The following is a 21,201-nucleotide window of genomic DNA, read 5'->3' as shown; positions in this document are numbered from 1 at the left end:
TGACGCGAATAATATAAGGCTTTGAAAACCTTGTAAACCCCTAAATTATTCGTTTGAGTGTTTCCTGTTCGATTTTGTGTTGTTTGTTGCTTAAATAAACAAAAAGCCCTCCATTTGGAGAGCTTTTCTATCAACTTTGAGTGTTCAACTATTCACTTTTAGAGTAAAAACGCTGTAACTCGGTTAAGCCTTGCATAAGAACCGGCAGTTTAGGCGTTTCATCACGCATGCGCTTGTAGTTCTCATCGTATAGCTTGTAGTTCCCGAACTTATCGATCACGGTAGTTTGGTTATTTGTGATGAGAGCAAGTTCTCGAGTATCACCAGCAAGAATCCAACGGCGACGGCTTTCGTCAAATAAGTTACGACCACTGCTGTAATCGTATGGATTGGACGATACACCAAGCATATCTTGCAGTAGCGTAACTGAAAGGTCTAAATGGCTCGTGCTGTGATTAAACTCACCAGCCATCATACCAGGCCAATGGATTACCATTGGCACCTGCAATTGGTAACGACTGTAGTTACTGTTTGCGCCCCAGCTATTGGTATTGGTTTCGTTAAACTCACTGCCATGGTTGGAAGTGACGATAACAACGGTGTTTACCAATAATTGAGCGTCTTCAAGTGTTTTGATAATACCGCCGACTTTGTCATCCGCAGATTTCACGGCAAACTCATAAGCATTTTTGAAGCGTTCACTCGCCGACATATCTTCTTTCGAGTTCGACGGGATAGATTCAAAATTATCTACCGTAGTAACTTCGATGTAGCTGAACCAAGGCTGGTTCGCTTTTTCCGTTAGCCACATGTTCCAATCGGCGATAGATTGTTTATCGGTATGGGCTTGAGTACCATCCAGTTTTTCAGCTAGGTTTACGCCTCGGAAGACGATTTCTGAATAAAGGTCATCTTCAAAACCGCTGCCGCTAAACAAACCGAAGGTGTAGCCTTGATCTTTAAGTACATCAAGAAGTACAGGCGAGGCACCTTGTGCCTTGATGCTAGAGGCGTAGCTCGTTGGTAAACCATAGAACAAGCCAAATGCACCATATGTATCATTGCTTGAGCTGTAGTGTTTACGGAAGTTTTGGTTTTGTTGTGCAAACTCGTAGAGGTTTGGCATTTCTTCTTGATTCAGCGCGTCTGCACGCAGGTTATTTACGCTGATCATCAACACGTTCAACTTGTTTACACGGCGGTTGAATTCAAGTTTTTCTAGTGGGTAGTTCACCAGTTCAACGTTATTTTCATTCTCCGCTAAGCGTTTTAGGTACTCTTCACGGTCAAGCAGACCATGTTTTTCCATAAAGCTTTTCGCCGTCATTGGGTAAGAAAGCGGGAAGTTTGAGCGTTGGCTCGTGATCGGATTATAGAAATAGGCATCAGCCCAAATGTAGACCAAATGGCTGGTCATAAAGCTCAAAAAGAACACGGCAGCCAGTGGACGACCAACGTGTTTGTGAGAAAGTTTGCGTTGCTTACGCCAAACCCATTCTGATAAGGCGAGCTGAACAAGGAATATCAGCGGCATCACAACAAACAGGTGTTGTAGATCCGAGCTTAACGCACTTTTATCATCGCTGAATAACAGCTCCCAAACCACAGGGGTTAGGTGCAGGTTTATGGATTGGTACGCCTGGGTATCAATCAATAAGATTGTTTGTCCAACAGTGGCAAAGATCACTGCCACCAAACGGAATAACTTCCGTGATGGCAGGACAAACGTCAACGGGAACAGAACCAATAAGTAGAGAGCGAAAACAAGGAAGCCAAAATGGCCAACCCACGAAACCGCAAGATAGAACTGACCCAGCAACGTCTCGGGCCAAGGCGACTGAACAATGTAGCGTGTGCCTATCAACATCGAAGCTACGATATTGAAGAATGCAAACCAATGACCCCAACCAACCAGTCGAGATACACGTTCGCCGTATGAGTTTCCGCTGTCTACCATGTATGTGTTCTATTTATCCGTTATTAATGTGTTTTTGGTGTTTCTAATGAAGACATCAGCGCCTGAGCAAATTTTTCAGCAATCAGTTTGCGTTGTGAAGCTGCAACACGTTGATTTAAGACATTCGTTGCGATATTTCCGGCAATCATTAGCGTCAATTCAGGAGAAGCGGCATGTTTTTCAAGAACCAAAGCGACTTCAGCAAGAATTTTCTCTACTTGTTCGTCAGTATATTTAGATGTAATCGGCATAAAGACTCTAATAATGATAGTAAAAGCGGCTTATGATAACCTACAATGCCCATCAACTAAAACCTTGTAGCAAGATAAAATCACTATGAGCCTTCATCTTTCAAACGTTATTCTGCATCAACTGTGCAAAAACGATCAGGACGAACTGGTTGTTAAACTTCGTCCAGCATCACTAGAAAACGATGCTTCAACTGAAAATCTCGTCGCAGAGCTCCATCGAGTATTCCATTCTAAAGCTGGTAAAGGTTTTGGCTCTTTCCAGTCAGACAGCGAATTTCAATTTTGGCTTCAAGAAATGCGCAAAGGAGAGCGAGATTTTTACGACTTCTCACAAATTAGTGCAAATCGCCTGAAAGAAGAACTGATTAAGTACCCATTTGCGGATGAAGGCATTTTGGTTTTTGCTGAGTACCAAAGTTTAGCAACAGATTATCTTTTCATTGGTATCTTGCCGATGAACCAAAGCCTGAAAGTGACTGAGGGTTTGGACATCAGCGCGACGGACTACCTCGATATCACGAAGATGGACATTGCGGCGCGCATTGACCTTTCGAGTTACGAGACGGATAAAGAATCTAACCGTTACCTACAATACATCAAAGGGCGTGTTGGTCGTAAAGTCGCTGATTTCTTCCTTGATTTTCTGCAAGCCGATATTGGCTTAGACACGAAACAGCAAAACCTTGTGTTGATGCAAGCGGTGGATGACTTCTGTGCGGATTCTAAGTTGGAAAAGCAAGAAGTTAACGAGTACAAAAAGCAGGTCTATAACTACTGTAACGAGCAGATCAAATCTGGTGAAGAGGTTCAAATTTCTGAACTTTCTGGTGAGTTACCGCCAAGCCAAGATGGTACGAGCTTTATGGACTTCACCAAAGAGCAAGGTTACGAGCTTGAAGAATCATTCCCTGGTGATCGCTCAACGGTTCGTAAGCTGACTAAATATGTGGGTGCCGGTGGTGGTTTAAATATCAGCTTTGACAGCTTGTTGTTGGGCGAGCGTATTTTCTACGATCCAGAAACAGATACGCTGACGATCAAAGGGACACCGCCAAACTTGAAAGATCAGTTAAGTCGTAACTAATTCTTATGAAGAGAGCCCTAGGCTCTCTTTTTTTATGTGAAGCAAGCACAGCCAGAGCTCAGAACATGGTATATGCTTGTAATTAATGGATTATATGAGGACTGAGCGTTGCATCAATTAAGAGCAGGGATTAAGCGGATTATTTGGTTCTTATTCATTTTGTGGTGTGTATTTTCTGCAACTCTTTGGTTTCAAGCAAAGCAGACGATGCAAACGCTTTCCACATTGAATGAACTCGGCAGTAAAGTTGAGGAAGTACGTAACTTCTTTAATTTTGAGTTGCCGTATCGAGTTAAGCATGTCGATCAAGTCTCACTCAAACTTCAGCTTGTGTACGCGGTTCGTCTTCAATTAGAAAGTGAAGTCTCTGATGCGAATGGGCCAGACGTCACGCAATTGCTTTATTCAACTGATCGATTTTTGGAAAGTGCACGCGCTTTTATTGGCAGTGATGGTGAGTTGGTATCGTTGGCGGAGCAACTGCACACCAGCCGAGGTGCGGAAAACAACTCGCAGCAAATTGAAAACATGTATTACCGCTTGGGAGCCTTGGTTCTTGAATCGATTTTTAGCGATTCCAACACCAATACGGATACCTATCGCGAACTGGATTTACTGTTTATCGAATCGGATTCACTGTCGACAGGGGAGCGTTCTGCATTTCAACGTCGACTCGCACAAACTTCAAGTGTTCTTGCGGCGAATGCACAGGGCAGTTATTTGGCGAATCAGTTATTAAAGCCAGATTTTCCTAATCAGTTGGTGTCGATGAAGGCTACGCTCGAACAAAAACTGGTTTCTTTTATCTTTTGGCTTATTGTCGTGAGCGGTTGTCTGTTGGCGTTGGTCTCATGGGCTGTCTTCTCTAAAAATGAGGTGGCGAATTCAAGTTCATCAGATCCTGCCGTTTCTCAAACTGAAAACGCATCCAGTTCTTTAGAACACGAGAACAAAGCGCGTGAGTTGGCAAGTGATGCTCAAGCGAATAAAACGCAAGAGCTAACCCCTGATTCGCGACAAGAATTGCTGGCTCCGCAAGAACCGTTTATCGATATAAACAGAATGCTGGATTCGCTTTCTGGAGATGAAGGCGCTGTCCGAATGTTGCTCGAGGTCTTTATTCAAGATCATGCTGAAGATGGTTCTAAATTACATAAACTTCTAAACGAAGATATAGACAACGCACAGCGCGCGGCGCACAGCCTGAAAGGGGTGTCAGGAAGTTTAGGTGCAATGCCCCTGCATTACATCTCAGGTGAGATAGAATTATTGATAAAACAGGGCAAAGAGGTACCGGATAATAAGCTCTGTCAATTAAGGGATGTATTACAACAAACAACACTTTTCGCAGAGAAAGTTCTCAACAGTGAAAAGATACGAGAAGTGCTAACAGATTGATATTCCTCTGACTTAAAATGTTGGCGGTTGAGGTATTAAAGGCGCGTTCGAACCTACACTTGGGTTCCGCTTAATTCCTGTTCTATACAATTTGATAAAGGTAGCTTCATGTCCATTCGTCGAATATCGTCACTAATGGTTTTGTGGTTGGTTACCACTCTTTCAGGGTGTTCCCTGTTAGAAGTGAAAATTGACAGCCAGACCGTTCCTCTCACTAAGCAAGAGCTTAATATGCGCATTTTAACGCGCGAATATGCACTTCAATTTTTTGCTCAAGTTGAGCAAGCCGCCGATGTGCTTCAAGAGCAGTATGACCCCAATGATAAAGTGAACCAGTCTTACGTCCTGCTGTGGAAGATCAATGCAGAAGAAGGCTTGCAAGCTGCAGCATATCAAGTATCACCAATGGCTGCATTGATTGATACGTGGGTGTTCACCCATCAAATGAACCAGTTTTATGCGACGGGCGCTGGCCGTGACATTTTTGCTACGGATGAAGCCAAACAAGTCTCGGCACACTTAGCCAATGAGGTAGACCAGCTCGCTCAATCACTGTTGAAAAAAGAGGTTTACGATAAAACGAAGCTCTTTGTTGCTGACTTTGTTAAACAGTATCCGTTCGCTGATTTAAGCATGATTAGAACGCCAGCTTACCGTGCTTGGTTAGAAGCCAATCAAATCAGTGAGGAAGACGCGGTAACAACGTTGGGTACGATGCCGGAAGCATTGGGAGATGTATCCGATAGATTGAGTTTGGTCTCTGAACAAACGCCAAAGATCATGACTTGGAAGGCGCAGTTATTAGCGTTGAACAGTTCGGCAAGTATTGAGAAGGTTAATGCCGCTTTGAACAGTCTGCAAGTGACTGCTGACTCAATGAGAGATTTCATCGATAACAACCCTGAGTATATGCGTTATTTGGCTGAACAAATGGCGGTTGAACTGCAGCCTTTAGTGGACGACATTGACCAAAAAACCCAAGAGCGTTTGTCTCAATTAGGTGAAGAGCGACAAGCATTAGAAGAAATGGTGGCAAGAGAGCGCCAAGAGATCGCTCTGATCATCACTCATGAACGTGAGAAGTTTGCTCAGGATATGGATAGAGTGTCTCAAGAGGTTGTGAATCTCGCCATGACCAAGTTGATAGAGTTAGTGAAGAGCACAATTGTCTACTTTATTCTGTTCATTGCTGCGATATTCTTCGCTCCGCTTGGTTTAGGTTATGTGCTTGGCAAGCGAGCGGCGGTGAAAACAAAAGTTAAACAAAGCTAACGTGTAGTTTAGATACAAAAAAGAGCGCTAATGCGCTCTTTTTTTTGTCTTTCATTCGGAAGTGAGGTTCTTCCTAACTCTGCGAAGTTAAGCCGTTTGCTGCTTTAATTCGCCTTCAGCTTGTTCAACTGCTTCTGCTGTTGGTTCGCATTTATCAACAAACCAACCCATGTAAGACGTGAAGATAGTCACAATAATACATACAAAGCTTAGCCACATGAATGGGGCGTAAGACAGCGTAGCAACACCCAAAATACTTGCCATGTAGATACCGTTGTCACTCCAAGGAACCATGCCTGATGTTAGCGTGCCGCCAAATTCTGCGTTACGAGATAAGTTCTTACGTTTGTAGCCTAGACGGTCGTAATTCTTCGCACAGATTTTTGGTGTCAGGATAAGTGAAACGTACATCGCCGAACCAAACACGTTACCCATAAAGGCCGTACCGATTGTGCTTGTTGCCAGTGAACCTGCACTTTGAACGCGTTTTTCAAACAATTTCGCGATAGTTTCAAGCACGCCCACTTTGTCTAGCAGGCCGCCAAAACCAAGGCCAAACACGATAACCGCTACTGAACCAAGCATTGAAGACATGCCGCCACGGTTAAGAATCGAGTCGATGAAATCTACGCCAGATGAGATTGCAAACGGAGCCCAAGCAGTGTTGAACGCAGTCAGGAAGTCCACATCTTGAATCATTACTGCCCAAATAATACCTAGCAGAGAACCAAAACTGATCACTGGGAATGAAGGCATACGCATTGCTAGAAGTGACAATACGATGATCACAGGAACAAATGAGTAAGGCGTGATGTAGAACTGCTGTTCCATCGCTTTAATCACCGAGTCCACTTGGCTCATGTCTACTTGACCTGCGTAGTGGAAACCAAAAGCAGTAAACATAATGCCAGTGATCACGTAGCTGATCAGCGCGATAGGCAGCATGCCTTTGATGTGCTCCATCACTTCAACGTTAGACATTGATGAAGCAAGAATCACTGAATCTGATAGAGGCGACATCTTGTCACCGAAGTAACAACCTGAAAGTACTGCACCCGCTGTAATTGGGGCAGGAACGCCAAGACCTTGGCCAATCCCCATCATTGCGATACCTGCGGTACCTGCTGCACCCCAAGATGTGCCGGTTGCCAACGCAGTCAATGAACAGATGATCATTGTTGCTAGCAAAAAGATAGAAGGGTGGATGGCTTTAAGACCGTAGTAGATGATGGTTGGTACGATTCCGCCTGAAATCCAAGTGCCGACAAGTGCACCAACGGCAAGGAGAATCAATACTGCACCCAAACCATTAGAAATACCGTTTAGCGCGGCTTTTTCTAAGTCTTTGTACTGATGACCAAGTTTAAGACCCAATAGCATGATGATAAACCAGCCGATGTACAGCGCGAGCTGAATTGGCAGGTCTAGCTTGGCAGTAAACGAAAATGCCAGAAGTAGAAATAAACCTAGCGAGATAAATACCTGTATCAAGCTAGGAAGGCGTGTTGTAACTTGCTTCATATGTGCCTCTGTCAATCTTGGAGCAATAGAGGAAGGCGCTCCTTGTTGTAATAGCGCATAACATACATTAACAAAAATTATATTTCGAATATTTGGTGTTTTATCTTGATGTTCGTCGGCTAAAACGTTTGCTTGTAAAATTAACTGCCAATTAATTTTAAAATCTATGCATTTAAATGTTGTGTAATGTGAATTTATTGTGCTTCAGTTGTTGTTTTCTCACTGAGTGGTAAGACCAATACGCTCGGAGTGGGGGATTTCCCTACTTGTTAATCGAGGAGTAAAGGCAGCACAAATAGTTCGAAATTACGGCTAACGTGAATTTTCTCGGTAAAAGGGTAAAAATTGACCTCATTTACAAATTAGGGCTTGAGATTTTTCTGCGAAAAATGAACTATGGGGTAGGTTTAATTTATTACATGGAGAGTTATGCGATGAGAGTAGGTTTAGTTGGTTGGCGCGGCATGGTCGGTTCGGTTCTAATGCAGCGTATGGTCGAAGAAAAAGACTTTGACTTGATTGAACCAGTTTTCTACAGCACTTCTCAAGTAGGTATCCCTGCGCCTAATCTAGGAAAAGATGCAGGTATGCTTCAAGATGCCTTTGATATCGAAAGTTTAAAACAGCTTGATGCGATCATTACGTGTCAAGGTGGCAGCTACACTGAAAAAGTGTACCCAGCACTTCGTCAAGCAGGCTGGAAAGGTTACTGGATTGATGCAGCTTCAACACTGCGTATGGCGGAAGATTCGATCATCACGCTAGACCCTGTGAACCTAAAACAAATTCAACATGGTATTCATGGCGGCACGAACACCTTTGTAGGTGGTAACTGTACCGTTAGCCTGATGCTGATGGGTCTTGGCGGCCTGTTTGAAAAAGGGTTGGTGGAATGGACCAGTGCGATGACTTACCAAGCGGCTTCTGGCGCTGGCGCGCAAAACATGCGTGAGTTGATCTCTCAAATGGGCGTTATCAACGATGCAGTAAGTTCTGAACTGGCAAATCCAGCAAGCTCAATTCTTGATATTGACAAGAAAGTTGCAGACACAATGCGTAGCGCGTCATTCCCTACCGACAAGTTCGGCGTACCACTAGCTGGCTCGTTGATCCCGTGGATCGATGTGAAGCGCGATAATGGTCAGAGCAAAGAAGAGTGGAAAGCGGGTGTTGAAGCGAACAAGATCCTTGGTTCGCAAGGTTCTCCAGTTCCTATCGATGGTACATGTGTGCGTATCGGTGCGATGCGTTGTCACTCTCAAGCATTGACTATCAAGCTTAAGCAAAATGTGCCGATGGATGAAATCGAAGAAATCATTGCAACTCACAATGACTGGGTGAAGGTGATTCCAAACGATCGTGACATCACGGCTCAAGAACTAACGCCAGCGAAGGTCACCGGCACTATGTCAGTTCCTGTTGGTCGTCTGCGCAAGATGGCAATGGGCGATGACTTCCTAAACGCGTTCACTGTTGGTGACCAATTACTTTGGGGTGCTGCCGAGCCACTGCGTCGTACGCTTCGTATTATCCTTTCTGAAAAAGCGTAATCGACAAAACTTCGTAAAAAGAGCTCCTATTTTAGTAGGAGCTCTTTTTTTAACCTTCTATTTTAACCTTCACCTCGAACCACTCTTTTGTCCGGGTCGGCCAACTCGCTTCCACAATGTTTACAGTAGATAGCGTCCGAGTCATGTCCAGCTTGAGAGCAGTTAGGGCACTTCACCAGTACTTTGTGGGATTGCATCTCTTGATGTAGCTCAGCTGTAAATATCCCTGTCGGAACCGCGAGAATCGAGTAACCCAAGAGCATGGTTATAGATGCCAGCGCTTTACCTAAGTTAGTTTGCGGAACCAAATCTCCATATCCTACGGTGGTTATGGTCACAATAGCCCAATAAATGCTTTTCGGAATACTGGTAAACCCGTTTTCTGGCCCTTCAACAATAAAAATCAATGAACCGAAAATCGTGACCAAAATGGCGACGGTTGTGAAGAAGATGAAGATCTTTCTGCGAGCCATTAGTAATGAGCGCAACAAAATGTTGGACTCTTGCAGGTACCTCACCAACTTCAAGATACGAAAAATACGCATCACACGTAGTGCTCTGATCACGCCCATGAAAGAGGCGGATGGGAAGAACAATACTAAGTAAGTTGGGATGATCGCCAACAGGTCGACAATACCGTAGAAACTTTTTGCGTACGCCACCGGTTTTGGCGAGCAATACAGACGTAGCAAGTACTCAATGGTAAACAGGCCGGTGAAGGTGTATTCAAGGTACTTCAGTTCTTTTGCCCACTCGGCACGTACCGAGGGAATGGAATCTAGAACGAGAACGGCTAACGAGCTGATGATGGCAATAATAAGCGCGATATCAAAAGCACGGCCGGCTTTGGTGTGGGTGCCAAATATAGTGACGTAAAGTGTATTTTTTAGAGAGTGAGTCGTCATGACAAAGCGATCCATTGTTGAATCGCTCTATCATAACGTCATTAATAAAATCAGGCTAATCCAGGGAACAAGTTACGTAAGCCGTTTGCAATAAACTCGATGCCTAGCGCACCAAGAATCAAACCCATGATACGTGTGATCACGTTGATGCCTGTTTGACCCAAGAAACGAACGATCAGAGGTGCCGAACGAAATAGCAACCAAGAACAAAGGCAAAACAGACCAATCGTGATAACGATGCCCACGGTATCGAACATACTTGGGTAACGCGCGCCATAAACGATTGTTGAGCTGATTGCACCAGGACCAGCCATTAGTGGCATCGCTAGTGGTACAACGCCGATCTGTTCGCGGCTAACGTATTCAGATTTTTCTTGTTTGTTCTGCTTATCCTCACCGAGCTTACCGCTCATCATCGAAAAGGCGATGCTTAACAGCAGCAAGCCACCTGCCACTCGGAATGAATCCAGTGAAATACTGAACATATCCAACAGTAACTGACCTGCAAGCAGGGAAATGATCAGGATGACGGCCACTGCCACATTGGCTGTTGTCGCGGTTTTGATCTTTTCTTCTGGTGTCATATGTCCGCTTAAAGACACGAAAACAGGCATGATGCCTACGGGGTTAACGGCGGCAACCAACCCCAAGAAAAACTGCAGGAAAATGGCTAGCTCTAAAGTCTGCATATTGCGTACTCGTAAATGTTCACATTAGTGAAAAACGGAAAGGGTAAATTTACACCAATCTATCGGGTTTTGTTGCTAAGTAAATTCGTGGGAGGTGACTACAGTTAGAAAGGGATGGATAACTGCGATACGCACCTTTGTTCTTATCGAATTTCTGCGCAATTATTGGAACATCTACTTACCAGATTCCAGATTGGTTTTCGGCGCTAAATGTAAGGCAAAAGTGCATTAGGAAGAAATGAAAAAAACTAACGTATTGACCCCACTATTTGTGAGAAAAACTAATTTTTTAATAAAATGTATCTAATCTGAGAGTGAAATGTTACGTAGGATGTTGCTGTGAAATTGTGCTGTTTTACACAAACGTTAACATTCGCACATTTTTGATAAAAACAAAGGTGGTTTGTAGAGAGATGTATTTGATTCGATATACTCTCAGTAGCACAAAAAATTAGGCCTACATGTAATTTTGTTGGCTAAAAATGAAACTTTTTTACAGGTTGTTGTTGTTTCTTTTATTTTTTTGTCTGTTTGCTTGTTTTTTACGCAATAAATAAGTTGGTTTAATTTATTTGTTTATCAAATAGTTACATTAAATTGTTGTGGTTAACCACTACTTTGGTGGTATTTCGAGTGTGAGAACTGATCCAAGTCAATTTTTTCCACACTCTGAAATATTATACTCAGTCCTGAAAGCAATTTACTAAGACGTTTGTTCTCTAAGTGACTGATAAACAGTAAAAACGAAAGACAATTGCCTTAATAAAAAGTTTTTAATATTTGTTAATTTTAGGAGAATCCCTATGCCTGTAACTAATATGGCTGAACTAGATGCAATGATTGCTCGCGTTAAGAAAGCGCAAGAAGAGTTCGCTACTTACTCTCAAGAGCAAGTAGACAAAATCTTCCGTGCAGCGTCTCTTGCAGCTAACCAAGCTCGTATCCCTCTAGCGCAACAAGCGGTAGAAGAATCTGGTATGGGTATTGTTGAAGATAAAGTAATCAAGAACCACTTCGCTTCTGAGTTTATCTACAACAAATACAAAGACGAACAAACGTGTGGCATCCTAGAAGAGGATGACAACCTAGGTACTATGACTATCGCTGAACCTGTAGGTATCATCTGCGGTATCGTACCAACAACTAACCCTACATCTACAGCGATCTTCAAATCTCTAATCTCTCTGAAGACTCGTAACGGTATCATCTTCTCACCACACCCACGTGCGAAAAACTCTACTAACGATGCAGCGAAACTTGTTCTAGATGCAGCAGTAGCAGCAGGTGCACCAAAAGACATCATCGGTTGGATCGACCAACCTTCAGTTGAGCTATCAAACGCTCTAATGAAACACGATGACATCGCGCTTATCCTTGCAACTGGTGGTCCAGGCATGGTTAAAGCAGCTTACTCTTCTGGTAAGCCAGCAATCGGTGTAGGTGCTGGTAACGTTCCTGTAGTTATCGATGAAACAGCAGACATCAAACGTGCAGTTGCTTCTGTACTAATGTCTAAAACTTTCGATAACGGCGTAGTATGTGCTTCTGAGCAGGCTGTAATCGTAGTTGATGAAGTTTACGACGAAGTGAAAGAGCGTTTTGCTTCTCATAAAGCTCACGTTTTATCTAAAACAGATGCTGACAAAGTACGTAAAGTGCTTCTAATCGACGGCGCGCTAAACGCGAAAATCGTTGGTCAACCAGCTACAGCTATCGCTGAAATGGCGGGTGTTAAAGTTCCTGCAGATACTAAAGTGCTTATCGGTGAAGGCCTAGGCAAAGTATCTTACGATGACGCATTTGCTCACGAGAAACTATCTCCAACTCTAGGTATGTTCCGTGCAGACAACTTCGAAGATGCAGTTGCTCAAGCCGTAACAATGGTAGAGATCGGCGGTATCGGTCACACATCTGGTCTATACACTAACCAAGACGTGAATGCAGACCGCATCCGTTACTTCGGTGACAAGATGAAGACCGCTCGTATCCTAATCAACATCCCGACTACACACGGTGGTATCGGTGACTTGTACAACTTCAACGTTGCACCTTCTCTAACTCTAGGTTGTGGTTCATGGGGTGGTAACTCTATCTCTGAGAACGTAGGTCCTAAGCACCTAATCAACAAGAAAACTGTAGCGAAGCGAGCTGAAAACATGTTGTGGCATAAACTACCTAAGTCAATCTACTTCCGTCGTGGCAGCCTTCCAATCGCACTTGGCGACCTAGAAGGTAAGAAACGCGCATTCCTAGTAACTGACCGTTTCCTATTCAACAACGGTTACGCAGATGACGTAGTAAGCCTACTGAAAGCTCAAGGCATGGAAGTTCAAACATTCTTCGATGTTGAAGCTGACCCAACACTATCTGTAGTAGAAAAAGGTGCGGCTCAAATGGCTAGCTACCAACCTGACGTTATCCTAGCGCTAGGCGGTGGTTCTCCAATGGATGCAGCGAAAATCATGTGGGTAATGTACGAGCACCCAGAAACTCACTTTGAAGAACTAGCAATGCGCTTTATGGACATCCGTAAACGTATCTACAAGTTCCCTAAAATGGGTAAAAAAGCTGAGCTTGTATGTATCACTACAACTTCAGGTACTGGTTCAGAAGTTACTCCATTCGCAGTTGTTACTGACGACAAGACTGGTGCCAAGTACCCACTAGCTGACTACGAAATCACGCCAAATATGGCTATCGTTGATGCGAACCTAGTAATGAACATGCCTAAGTCTCTAACAGCGTTCGGTGGTTACGATGCAGTAACTCACGCTCTAGAAGCTTACGTATCTGTTCTTGCGAACGAATACTCTGACGGTCAGGCTCTTCAAGCACTTAAGATGCTAAAAGAATACCTACCATCAAGCTACGCGAATGGTGCAAATGACCCAATCGCTCGTGAGAAAGTTCACAACGCAGCAACTATCGCTGGTGTAGCATTTGCGAACGCATTCCTAGGTGTTTGTCACTCAATGGCGCACAAACTAGGTGCAGAGTTCCACTTGCCACACGGCCTAGCTAACGCACTACTAATCTCTAACGTGGTACGTTACAACGCGAACGACAACCCAACTAAACAAACTGCGTTCTCTCAATACGACCGTCCACAAGCACGTCGTCGTTACGCTGAAGTTGCAGACCACCTAGGCCTAAGCCAAGCTGGTGACCGCACTGCTCAGAAGATTGAACGTCTACTAGCATGGTTGGATGAACTAAAAGTTAACCTAGACATCCCAATGTCTATCCAAGCGGCAGGTGTTGCTGAAGCTGACTTCGTAGCGAAACTAGACGAGCTAGCGGTTGAAGCGTTCGATGACCAATGTACTGGTGCGAACCCACGCTACCCTCTAATTAGCGAGCTAAAAGACGTTCTACTAGCTTCTTACTACGGTAAAGCTTTCGTTGAAGGTGAAACTTTCGAAGGTACTACAGTAATCAAGAAGAAAGCAGACCAAGAAGCAGCAAAATCTGCTCCTAAAGCTAAAAAAGAAAAAGCTGACGCGTAATTAAGAGTCGCTTTGAGTAAGGTTTTCGCTAGCACGAAACCTTAATCGGGAAAAGGTTAAAGCCCCAGTCAAATGACTGGGGCTTTTTTTGTTTAGGTATCGGAGGTTGCTTACATCGGAGCCGGGAAACACAGAGCAATGGTGTATGTTTACACTTCGGTCGCAACTACTCGGCCACTGAAGTATTCATTCGCGACGATGTACGCTGTGTTACGGACCAGTTCGTCTTGGATCTCTGCCCAGTGCCTTTCGTCAAGATCCTCTCGTGTATGACTGACAGAGGGAATCACGCCGCCGACGCGGATATTGAAAGGGGTGAGCTCTTTTGCCCAGCTGTGCGTAAAGCCAGACACCAAAGCCGCCATGCTTTCAACACCAGTCAGATCTTCGTGGTTATCATGCGAAATGACATTCACGATCACGCCTTTTTTATTGCGCGCTCTAAATCGTTCTGCGCCGACTTGCCCGTAGGTATAGAGAAAACGTGCTGCGGAAGAAAGGTGGTCGATATAGATACTCATTGGTTCTGGCGCCATTAGGCTTGGCATCGGTGAGCTCGTCCAACAATTAACAATAACATCTGGCGTTGCTCTGAGCTGCGATTCGATCTGATCAAACAATAGGTTTATGGATGTGGGGTTATCACTACACACATTCATTGCATAGACTTTGTCGGTAAATGCGCGGATCTGATCATAACTCGCCTTTAGGGCGCTTGAATTTTGGTCACACAGGATCAACGTCGCTCCGAGATGAGCGAAATGGCTGGAGCACGTTCTTCCGATGACCGAACCCGCAGATGTGACGAGAATGATTGATTCTTTAATATCCATAGCACCTTCACTGTATCCATGTGTGAAAAACAATACACCAGTGGTTTGTGCTATCAGCATGGTTGAAATTCGTTGAGCTCAGTGTGAAAGGCTTCAAACTAACGCTTTCGAGTAAGGACTATTGTGCGGTAATTTGTAAGGCGTCACATTTCTGACGTGTTGATACTGCAAGCTGTTGGATGAAAAGCTGATCTCTATGCTTGAGCTTGGATCTGATACTGACGTTGAGCCGTCACTAGCTGATTGTAGAGGCCCGCATCAGGGATAAGGCTCTTGTTGCGCTCACCTAAAGTTCGGCGCTCGTGGCCTGACAAATTATGATAAACGTCTTCAGGAAGATCGAACGTATCTTCTGGCAAGTAGGTTAGGGCGTCTGGTTTTAGGTAGTGGCTTAACTTTGCAGATGGCAGACCCGCATTATGGAATTGTTTCGCTTGTAATGCGGCGAGCTCGTAGCTGCTGCTATCGGAGCGCAAAGCTTGAGGCTGAGAGAGCCCAAACTGTTGACGAAGAATCTCGTCGCTTGTGGCCGTTTCTTTAATTTCTTCAACCGGTACGACATCTCGAACATCGTTTGAGAACATAGACAAAATCAGCGAAAAATCGGCACGACGACCTTCGTGAACAGCATGGTTGATACCGTTGCCGAACTGAATTTCGTTGATAATTGCTGCTTTGTCTAACGTATGAATTTGCATGATGTTCCTCTTGAGATGCTTTTATAACGGCGCATCAAAGAAGAACTTTAGGAAAAAGAAGAGATTAAATGGGTATTTTTAAGCGAGAAAAGAAAAAGCTCGCTGATTCAGCGAGCTTTTAAAATAAGACTAAATTGAACTAGGGGGAAGTCAATTACTTCGCTAGGTTCTCAGCTACGAAGTCCCAGTTTACAAGAGCCCAGAAGCCGTTCATGTAATCAGGACGTACGTTGCGGTAATCGATGTAGTACGCGTGTTCCCATAGGTCAACAGTTAGAAGTGGAGTAGTACCTTCTTCTGTTAGTGGCGTTGCTGCGTTAGAAGTGTTAACGATTTCTAGAGAACCGTCAGCTTTCTTAACTAGCCAAGTCCATGAAGAACCGAAGTTGTTGATTGCTGCGTCAGTGAACTTCGCTTTGAATTCTTCGAAAGAACCGAATGCTGCGTTGATTGCGTCTGCAACTGCGCCAGTTGGTTCGCCGCCCGCGTTTGGAGCAAGACAGTGCCAGTAGAACGTGTGGTTCCAGATTTGCGCTGCGTTGTTGAATACGCCACCAGTAGAAGTCTTGATGATCTCTTCTAGAGTTTTGCCTTCGAACTCAGTACCAGGGATAAGACCGTTAAGCTTAACAACGTAAGTGTTGTGGTGCTTACCGTGGTGGTAGTCTAGAGTCTCTGCTGAGATGTGTGGTTCTAGTGCGTCTTTCGCGTAAGGAAGAGCTGGTAGTTCAAATGCCATTACTCGATTCTCCATTGATATGAAAGGTTAACCTTTCGATTGCTTCCAGTGTTTTTTTATAGCTATGTAGCCTTTACGGCTGACTTGCTAGGTATTTTAGCAAGTTTTTACTTTATTAAAACCCCGATATGAAAATATTTTGAGATGCTAAGTGTTGTTCATGCTCGTCCACTTACCAACGAAGTGGTAGTAAGCGGTCAAACTTTTTGCTTTTAAATCATCTCAGTATAAACCGTATCAATTATATGGTTTTTATTCTGTCGTTATTGAGTAGAATGTGGCAAATAAACAAGTTCACATCCATGAATGAGGAAGCGATGGAAACTATCGACAAAATCAAACAGCAGATCTCTGAAAACTCAATCCTGCTGTACATGAAAGGCTCACCGAAACTGCCAAGCTGTGGTTTCTCTTCTCAAGCATCACAAGCGCTAATGGCATGTGGCGAGAAGTTCGCTTACGTAGACATTCTACAAAACCCAGACATCCGCGCTGAGCTACCAAAATACGCACAATGGCCAACGTTCCCACAACTATGGGTTGAAGGTGAGCTAATTGGTGGTTGTGACATCATTCTGGAAATGTTCCAGAAGGGTGAACTTCAGCCTCTAATCAAAGAAGCTGCAGCACGCGCTGAAGGTCAAGCTGAGTAATTCGTAAATACTCACATTTGGCGATAGAATACGAGGGAGCCGCATTGGCTCCTTTTTCTTTTTTAGGTTAGTGGAATGAACATAAAGCTTTACTACGTACATGACCCTATGTGCAGTTGGTGCTGGGGATACAAACCAACCATCGAAAAACTAAAACAACAACTGCCAGGTGTGATTCAGTTTGAGTATGTGGTGGGTGGGCTTGCACCAGATACTAATTTGCCAATGCCGCCAGAAATGCAACAAAAGCTTGAGGGGATTTGGAAGCAAATCGAAACTCAGCTAGGCACCAAGTTTAATTACGATTTCTGGAAACTGTGCACACCAGTGAGAAGTACGTATCAATCATGCCGCGCTGTTATCGCCGCGGGATTTCAAGATTCGTATGAGCAAATGCTCGAAGCGATTCAGCACGCCTATTATCTACGTGCAATGCCGCCTCATGAAGAAGCAACGCATCTTCAATTAGCGAAAGAGATTGGCTTGAATGTGCAGCAGTTTAAAAATGATATGGATGGCACGTTATTGGAAGGTGTATTCCAAGACCAACTGAGTTTAGCGAAAAGTTTGGGTGTTAACTCTTACCCTAGTTTGGTGCTGCAAATCAACGATGCGTATTTCCCAATTGAGGTGGATTACCTATCGACCGAGCCAACGCTTAAGTTGATTCGTGAACGTATTATCGAAAACATGCCAGCGCAATAGTGGCTTCGTTTTCGATTGAATTAAAAAAAACGCTCATATCGAGCGGTTTTTTTGTTAGCAAAGGTATCAGTCTTTTCTGTTAGAAAACTTGATACTAAAGCACCATTGCAGCGATCCAACCGAAGATGATCAGTGGGATATTGTAGTGGATGAAGGTTGGAACAACCGTTTCCCAAATGTGTTCGTGCTGGCCGTCAGCATTTAGGCCAGAAGTTGGGCCCAATGTTGAGTCGGATGCAGGAGAGCCAGCATCACCTAGCGCTGCAGCTGTACCTACTAATGCGATCGTTGCCATTGGCGAGAAACCAAATGCCAAAGAAAGCGGGACGTAGATGGTTGCAAGAATTGGAATCGTCGAGAATGAAGAACCAATACCCATGGTTACCAATAGACCAACAACCAGCATAAGTAGCGCAGCAAGCGGTTTGTTGTCACCAATACTTGTAGACAGTGACTGAACTAGGGTTTCTACGCCACCGGTTTGTTTCATTACCGCTGCAAAACCCGCGGCTGCGATCATGATAAAGCCGATCATCGCCATCATGTGAACGCCTTTGGTGAATACGTCGTGGGTTTCCTTCCACGCGATAACGCCACCAAACGTGAACACCATAAAACCAGCAAGAGCACCGATGATCATTGAGCCGGTGTAAAGCTGAACACCAAGCGCGGCAATAATACCAAGTGCAGCCACTAGGATGTGCTGTTTGTTAATGCTGTGGTCGGTTTCGTGAACCACCGTCAGTTCTGTTTCTTTATACTCACGAGGTTTTCGGTAACTAACAAAAATTGCCAGTAGCAAACCAAAAATCATGCCTGCGCCAGGAAGCAACATTGCGGTTGGTACTTGGCTTGCGACAACGTTCTCTAAACCGTTGTCATGCAGGTTTTTTAGCAAGATGTTGTTTAAGAAGATGCCGCCAAAACCAACAGGAAGTACCATGTAAGGTGTAATCAGACCAAAAGTCAGCACACACGCAATTAAGCGACGATCCAGTTTAAGCTTCGCAAATACGCCCAAAAGAGGTGGAATCAAAATTGGAATAAAGGCGATATGAACAGGAATTACGTTCTGAGAAGACATGGTTACGAGCACTAACGCCACTAATACAGCGTATTTAAGGCCAGTAGTCGATGCCGCACTTTCTTTGCCGTTTAGGCGTTTAATCACGCTTTTTGCGAGCAGGTCAGTGATACCAGATTTAGAAATGGCAACGGCGAATGTGCCAAGCATAGCGTAGCTAAGTGCAATCGTTGCACCGCCACCTAAGCCACTTTCGAAAGCCGCTACGGTATCGCCTAAGCTCATTCCCGCAACAAGGCCACCAACAATGGCACTAAACGTGAGGGCGACCACCACGTTTACACGCATCAATGCTAACACGAGCATGACGCAAACTGAGATAACGACAGGATTCATACTATTCCCAATATGTTGTGTTTACTTATTATTCTTCGTTAACAAGCGGCCAACCGCCGAGGGCCTTCCATTTGTTCACGATGCCACAGAATAACTCTGCAGTTTTTTGTGTATCGTAAAGGGCAGAGTGCGCTTCACGATTGTCGAATTCCATCCCTGCCGTTTTGCATGCTTTAGCGAGAACAGTTTGACCATAAGCAAGGCCGCTTAATGTGGCGGTGTCAAAAGTAGCAAAGGGATGAAAAGGGACTCTTTTTAACTTGCAGCGTTCGTTTGCTGCATTAACAAAACTTAAGTCGAAAGCGGCGTTATGTGCAACCATTATTGCACGTGAGCAATCAGATGCTTTTTGTTCTTTACGAATCAGCTTATAAATTTCTTTTAATGCTTCTTGTTCAGAAACTGCACCGCGTAACGGGCTGAAAGGGTCACGAATACCATTAAACTCAAGCGCTTCTTTCTCTAAATTCGCGCCTTCAAAAGGTTCAATATGAAAATGAATAGTGGAGGCTGGATGCAGAACGCCTTCTTCATCCATACGAAGGGTGACGGCGCAGATTTCTAAAAGTGCATCGGTTTGAGCATTGAAACCAGCGGTCTCAACGTCAACAACCACAGGGAAATAACCACGAAAACGCTTTTTCAGGGTTAGGGCTTCATTTTCTATTGTCATGTTGGCTTATTTTTGTGTGACGAAGGCTGCATTATTGCAGATTATATCGATGAGAAAAACCGCAATTTCGGAGAAAAACGGAATTCTATTTTCCATCTAATCAATAAGCTCGCGCGGCGCTTGAGATAAAGAGCACAAGTACCGATTTTTGTATCACGCAGGTGCATATTTAACTCGGGAATAGATACGATTTAGCGGCATTTGTGGGAGAAATCAGAGCTAGAATCGTTCATTTTGATACTCTCACCAAGAAAGTTAGAGCATTGGCGGGATTTTTGCATGACAATCGTTGTAGTTTTAATGATTCCAATTAACGGCAAAAGACTGCCGTTTGAGAGATTGTACTAGATGAATAAATGGCTGATAACCAGTGGTGTCATGCTTTCACTGCTTAGCGCAAACAGTTACGCGGTGATGGGCAAGCGTTATGTCGCTACTCCGCAGCAATCACAATGGGAAATGGTGGTAAATACTCCTTTGGAATGTCAGCTTGTGCATCCAATTCCAAGCTTTGGTGATGCGGTGTTTTCGTCGCGTGCGAGTAAAAAAATCAATTTGGATTTTGAACTTAAGATGCGTCGCCCTATGGGTGAAACACGCAATGTCAGCTTGATCTCAATGCCACCGCCTTGGCGACCGGGTGAGCACGCCGACCGCATCACGAATCTGAAGTTTTTCAAACAGTTTGATGGGTATGTCGGTGGGCAAACTGCTTGGGGTATTTTATCTGAATTAGAGAAAGGCCGTTACCCAACATTCAGCTATCAAGATTGGCAAAGTCGCGATCAACGAATTGAAGTCGCGTTGTCATCCGTATTATTCCAAAGTAAGTACAATGCGTTTAGTGATTGTATCGCCAACTTGTTGAAGTACAGTTTCGAAGATATTGCGTTTACGATTTTGCATTACGAACGTCAGGGTGACCAACTGACGAAAGCGTCTAAAAAGCGTCTTGCTCAGATTGCTGATTATGTGCGTCACAATCAAGATATCGACCTCGTGCTGGTGGCGACATACACTGATTCAACCGATGGTAAGAGCGAAAGCCAGAGCCTATCGGAGCGACGAGCAGAGTCTCTACGTACTTACTTTGAATCACTGGGTTTGCCAGAGGATCGTATTCAAGTGCAGGGTTATGGCAAGCGCCGACCTATTGCTGATAATGGCACGCCGATTGGTAAAGACAAGAACCGTCGTGTAGTCATCTCTTTAGGTCGAACTCAAGTTTAGGCCGTAGTAAAGCATGCTTACATAAAAAACGCCGGAGAAATAATCTCCGGCGTTTTTGTATATTGACGTTGTTAGCTTGTAAATTAAGTAAGAGCATCGAAAACGCTCAAGTCTTAC

The 21,201-nt window shown here is 44.3% G+C and carries 18 protein-coding genes; 8 read left to right on the top strand and 10 right to left on the bottom strand.

Annotated elements, in window-relative coordinates; genetic code table 11:
- Positions 1–148: 148 nt before the first annotated feature.
- Positions 149–1,957 carry a DUF3413 domain-containing protein gene (locus DYB02_RS12565; protein WP_015297072.1) on the bottom strand — a complete coding sequence of 603 codons (1,809 nt, stop codon included), beginning with the start codon at positions 1,955–1,957 and terminating at the stop codon, positions 149–151.
- Positions 1,958–1,980: 23 nt separating this feature from the next.
- A complete protein-coding gene (locus DYB02_RS12560) occupies positions 1,981–2,208 on the bottom strand; it encodes a YejL family protein (RefSeq protein ID WP_005461743.1) in 228 nt (75 codons plus the stop codon).
- 85 nt (positions 2,209–2,293) lie between these two features.
- Between DYB02_RS12560 and yejK the strand changes: the two genes are divergently transcribed.
- The 3 genes from yejK (at position 2,294) to DYB02_RS12545 (ending at position 5,962) form a co-directional block, all read left to right on the top strand.
- On the top strand, positions 2,294–3,292 hold the full coding sequence (yejK, locus tag DYB02_RS12555; RefSeq protein ID WP_005461746.1) for a nucleoid-associated protein YejK: 999 nt from the start codon (positions 2,294–2,296) through the stop codon (positions 3,290–3,292).
- A gap of 207 nt (positions 3,293–3,499) precedes the next feature.
- The gene (locus DYB02_RS12550) at positions 3,500–4,690 is read left to right on the top strand and encodes an Hpt domain-containing protein (RefSeq protein WP_370446056.1); all 1,191 of its coding nucleotides are present in this window, start codon (positions 3,500–3,502) and stop codon (positions 4,688–4,690) included.
- Between the two features lie 108 nt (positions 4,691–4,798).
- Entirely contained in the window at positions 4,799–5,962 is a 1,164-nt protein-coding gene (locus tag DYB02_RS12545) for a hypothetical protein (RefSeq protein WP_025502101.1), read from the top strand.
- An 87-nt stretch (positions 5,963–6,049) separates the two neighbouring features.
- Here the strand turns inward: DYB02_RS12545 and nhaC are convergent, their stop codons facing one another.
- The gene (gene nhaC / locus DYB02_RS12540; RefSeq protein ID WP_005494466.1) at positions 6,050–7,483 is read right to left on the bottom strand and encodes a Na+/H+ antiporter NhaC; all 1,434 of its coding nucleotides are present in this window, start codon (positions 7,481–7,483) and stop codon (positions 6,050–6,052) included.
- 434 nt (positions 7,484–7,917) lie between these two features.
- Here nhaC and asd point away from each other — a divergent pair, with 434 nt between their 5' ends.
- Complete coding sequence (asd, locus tag DYB02_RS12535) at positions 7,918–9,033, top strand: aspartate-semialdehyde dehydrogenase (RefSeq protein ID WP_021484870.1); 1,116 nt, start codon at positions 7,918–7,920, stop codon at positions 9,031–9,033.
- Between the two features lie 62 nt (positions 9,034–9,095).
- On the opposite strand, the gene DYB02_RS12530 is transcribed toward asd, so the two are convergent.
- Together DYB02_RS12530 and DYB02_RS12525 are read right to left on the bottom strand one after the other, a co-directional pair.
- Positions 9,096–9,953 carry an ion transporter gene (locus tag DYB02_RS12530; RefSeq protein ID WP_005461750.1) on the bottom strand — a complete coding sequence of 286 codons (858 nt, stop codon included), beginning with the start codon at positions 9,951–9,953 and terminating at the stop codon, positions 9,096–9,098.
- A gap of 35 nt (positions 9,954–9,988) precedes the next feature.
- The gene (locus DYB02_RS12525; RefSeq protein WP_005461786.1) at positions 9,989–10,627 is read right to left on the bottom strand and encodes a YchE family NAAT transporter; all 639 of its coding nucleotides are present in this window, start codon (positions 10,625–10,627) and stop codon (positions 9,989–9,991) included.
- A gap of 803 nt (positions 10,628–11,430) precedes the next feature.
- On the opposite strand from DYB02_RS12525, the gene adhE reads away from it, so the two are divergent.
- Complete coding sequence (gene adhE, locus DYB02_RS12520) at positions 11,431–14,133, top strand: bifunctional acetaldehyde-CoA/alcohol dehydrogenase (protein ID WP_005461748.1); 2,703 nt, start codon at positions 11,431–11,433, stop codon at positions 14,131–14,133.
- A 149-nt stretch (positions 14,134–14,282) separates the two neighbouring features.
- Here the strand turns inward: adhE and DYB02_RS12515 are convergent, their stop codons facing one another.
- From DYB02_RS12515 to sodB, 3 genes are all read right to left on the bottom strand, one after another.
- Positions 14,283–15,026, bottom strand: coding sequence for an SDR family oxidoreductase (locus DYB02_RS12515; protein WP_025501844.1), 744 nt, complete (start codon positions 15,024–15,026; stop codon positions 14,283–14,285).
- A 134-nt stretch (positions 15,027–15,160) separates the two neighbouring features.
- Positions 15,161–15,664 (bottom strand): VC2046/SO_2500 family protein, encoded by a 504-nt coding sequence (locus tag DYB02_RS12510; RefSeq protein WP_005494471.1) that lies wholly within the window; start codon positions 15,662–15,664, stop codon positions 15,161–15,163.
- Positions 15,665–15,818: 154 nt separating this feature from the next.
- The gene (gene sodB / locus DYB02_RS12505; protein ID WP_005485383.1) at positions 15,819–16,403 is read right to left on the bottom strand and encodes a superoxide dismutase [Fe]; all 585 of its coding nucleotides are present in this window, start codon (positions 16,401–16,403) and stop codon (positions 15,819–15,821) included.
- Positions 16,404–16,720: 317 nt separating this feature from the next.
- Here sodB and DYB02_RS12500 point away from each other — a divergent pair, with 317 nt between their 5' ends.
- Both DYB02_RS12500 and DYB02_RS12495 read left to right on the top strand, forming a co-directional pair.
- Positions 16,721–17,056 carry a Grx4 family monothiol glutaredoxin gene (locus DYB02_RS12500; RefSeq protein WP_005494473.1) on the top strand — a complete coding sequence of 112 codons (336 nt, stop codon included), beginning with the start codon at positions 16,721–16,723 and terminating at the stop codon, positions 17,054–17,056.
- Positions 17,057–17,131: 75 nt separating this feature from the next.
- Positions 17,132–17,761: a DsbA family protein gene (locus tag DYB02_RS12495; RefSeq protein WP_005494474.1), complete on the top strand. Its 630-nt coding sequence runs from the start codon at positions 17,132–17,134 to the stop codon at positions 17,759–17,761.
- 94 nt (positions 17,762–17,855) lie between these two features.
- Here the strand turns inward: DYB02_RS12495 and DYB02_RS12490 are convergent, their stop codons facing one another.
- Together DYB02_RS12490 and rnt are read right to left on the bottom strand one after the other, a co-directional pair.
- The gene (locus tag DYB02_RS12490; protein ID WP_005490613.1) at positions 17,856–19,181 is read right to left on the bottom strand and encodes a Na+/H+ antiporter family protein; all 1,326 of its coding nucleotides are present in this window, start codon (positions 19,179–19,181) and stop codon (positions 17,856–17,858) included.
- A 28-nt stretch (positions 19,182–19,209) separates the two neighbouring features.
- Complete coding sequence (gene rnt, locus DYB02_RS12485) at positions 19,210–19,854, bottom strand: ribonuclease T (protein WP_005490636.1); 645 nt, start codon at positions 19,852–19,854, stop codon at positions 19,210–19,212.
- Positions 19,855–20,202: 348 nt separating this feature from the next.
- Here rnt and motY point away from each other — a divergent pair, with 348 nt between their 5' ends.
- Entirely contained in the window at positions 20,203–21,084 is an 882-nt protein-coding gene (gene motY, locus DYB02_RS12470) for a flagellar protein MotY (protein WP_005494483.1), read from the top strand.
- Positions 21,085–21,201: the final 117 nt, after the last annotated feature.

The sequence above is a fragment of the Vibrio parahaemolyticus genome, assembly GCF_900460535.1.
Classification (GTDB): Bacteria; Pseudomonadota; Gammaproteobacteria; order Enterobacterales; family Vibrionaceae; genus Vibrio; species Vibrio parahaemolyticus.
This window is presented reverse-complemented; position numbering and strand designations above follow the sequence as displayed.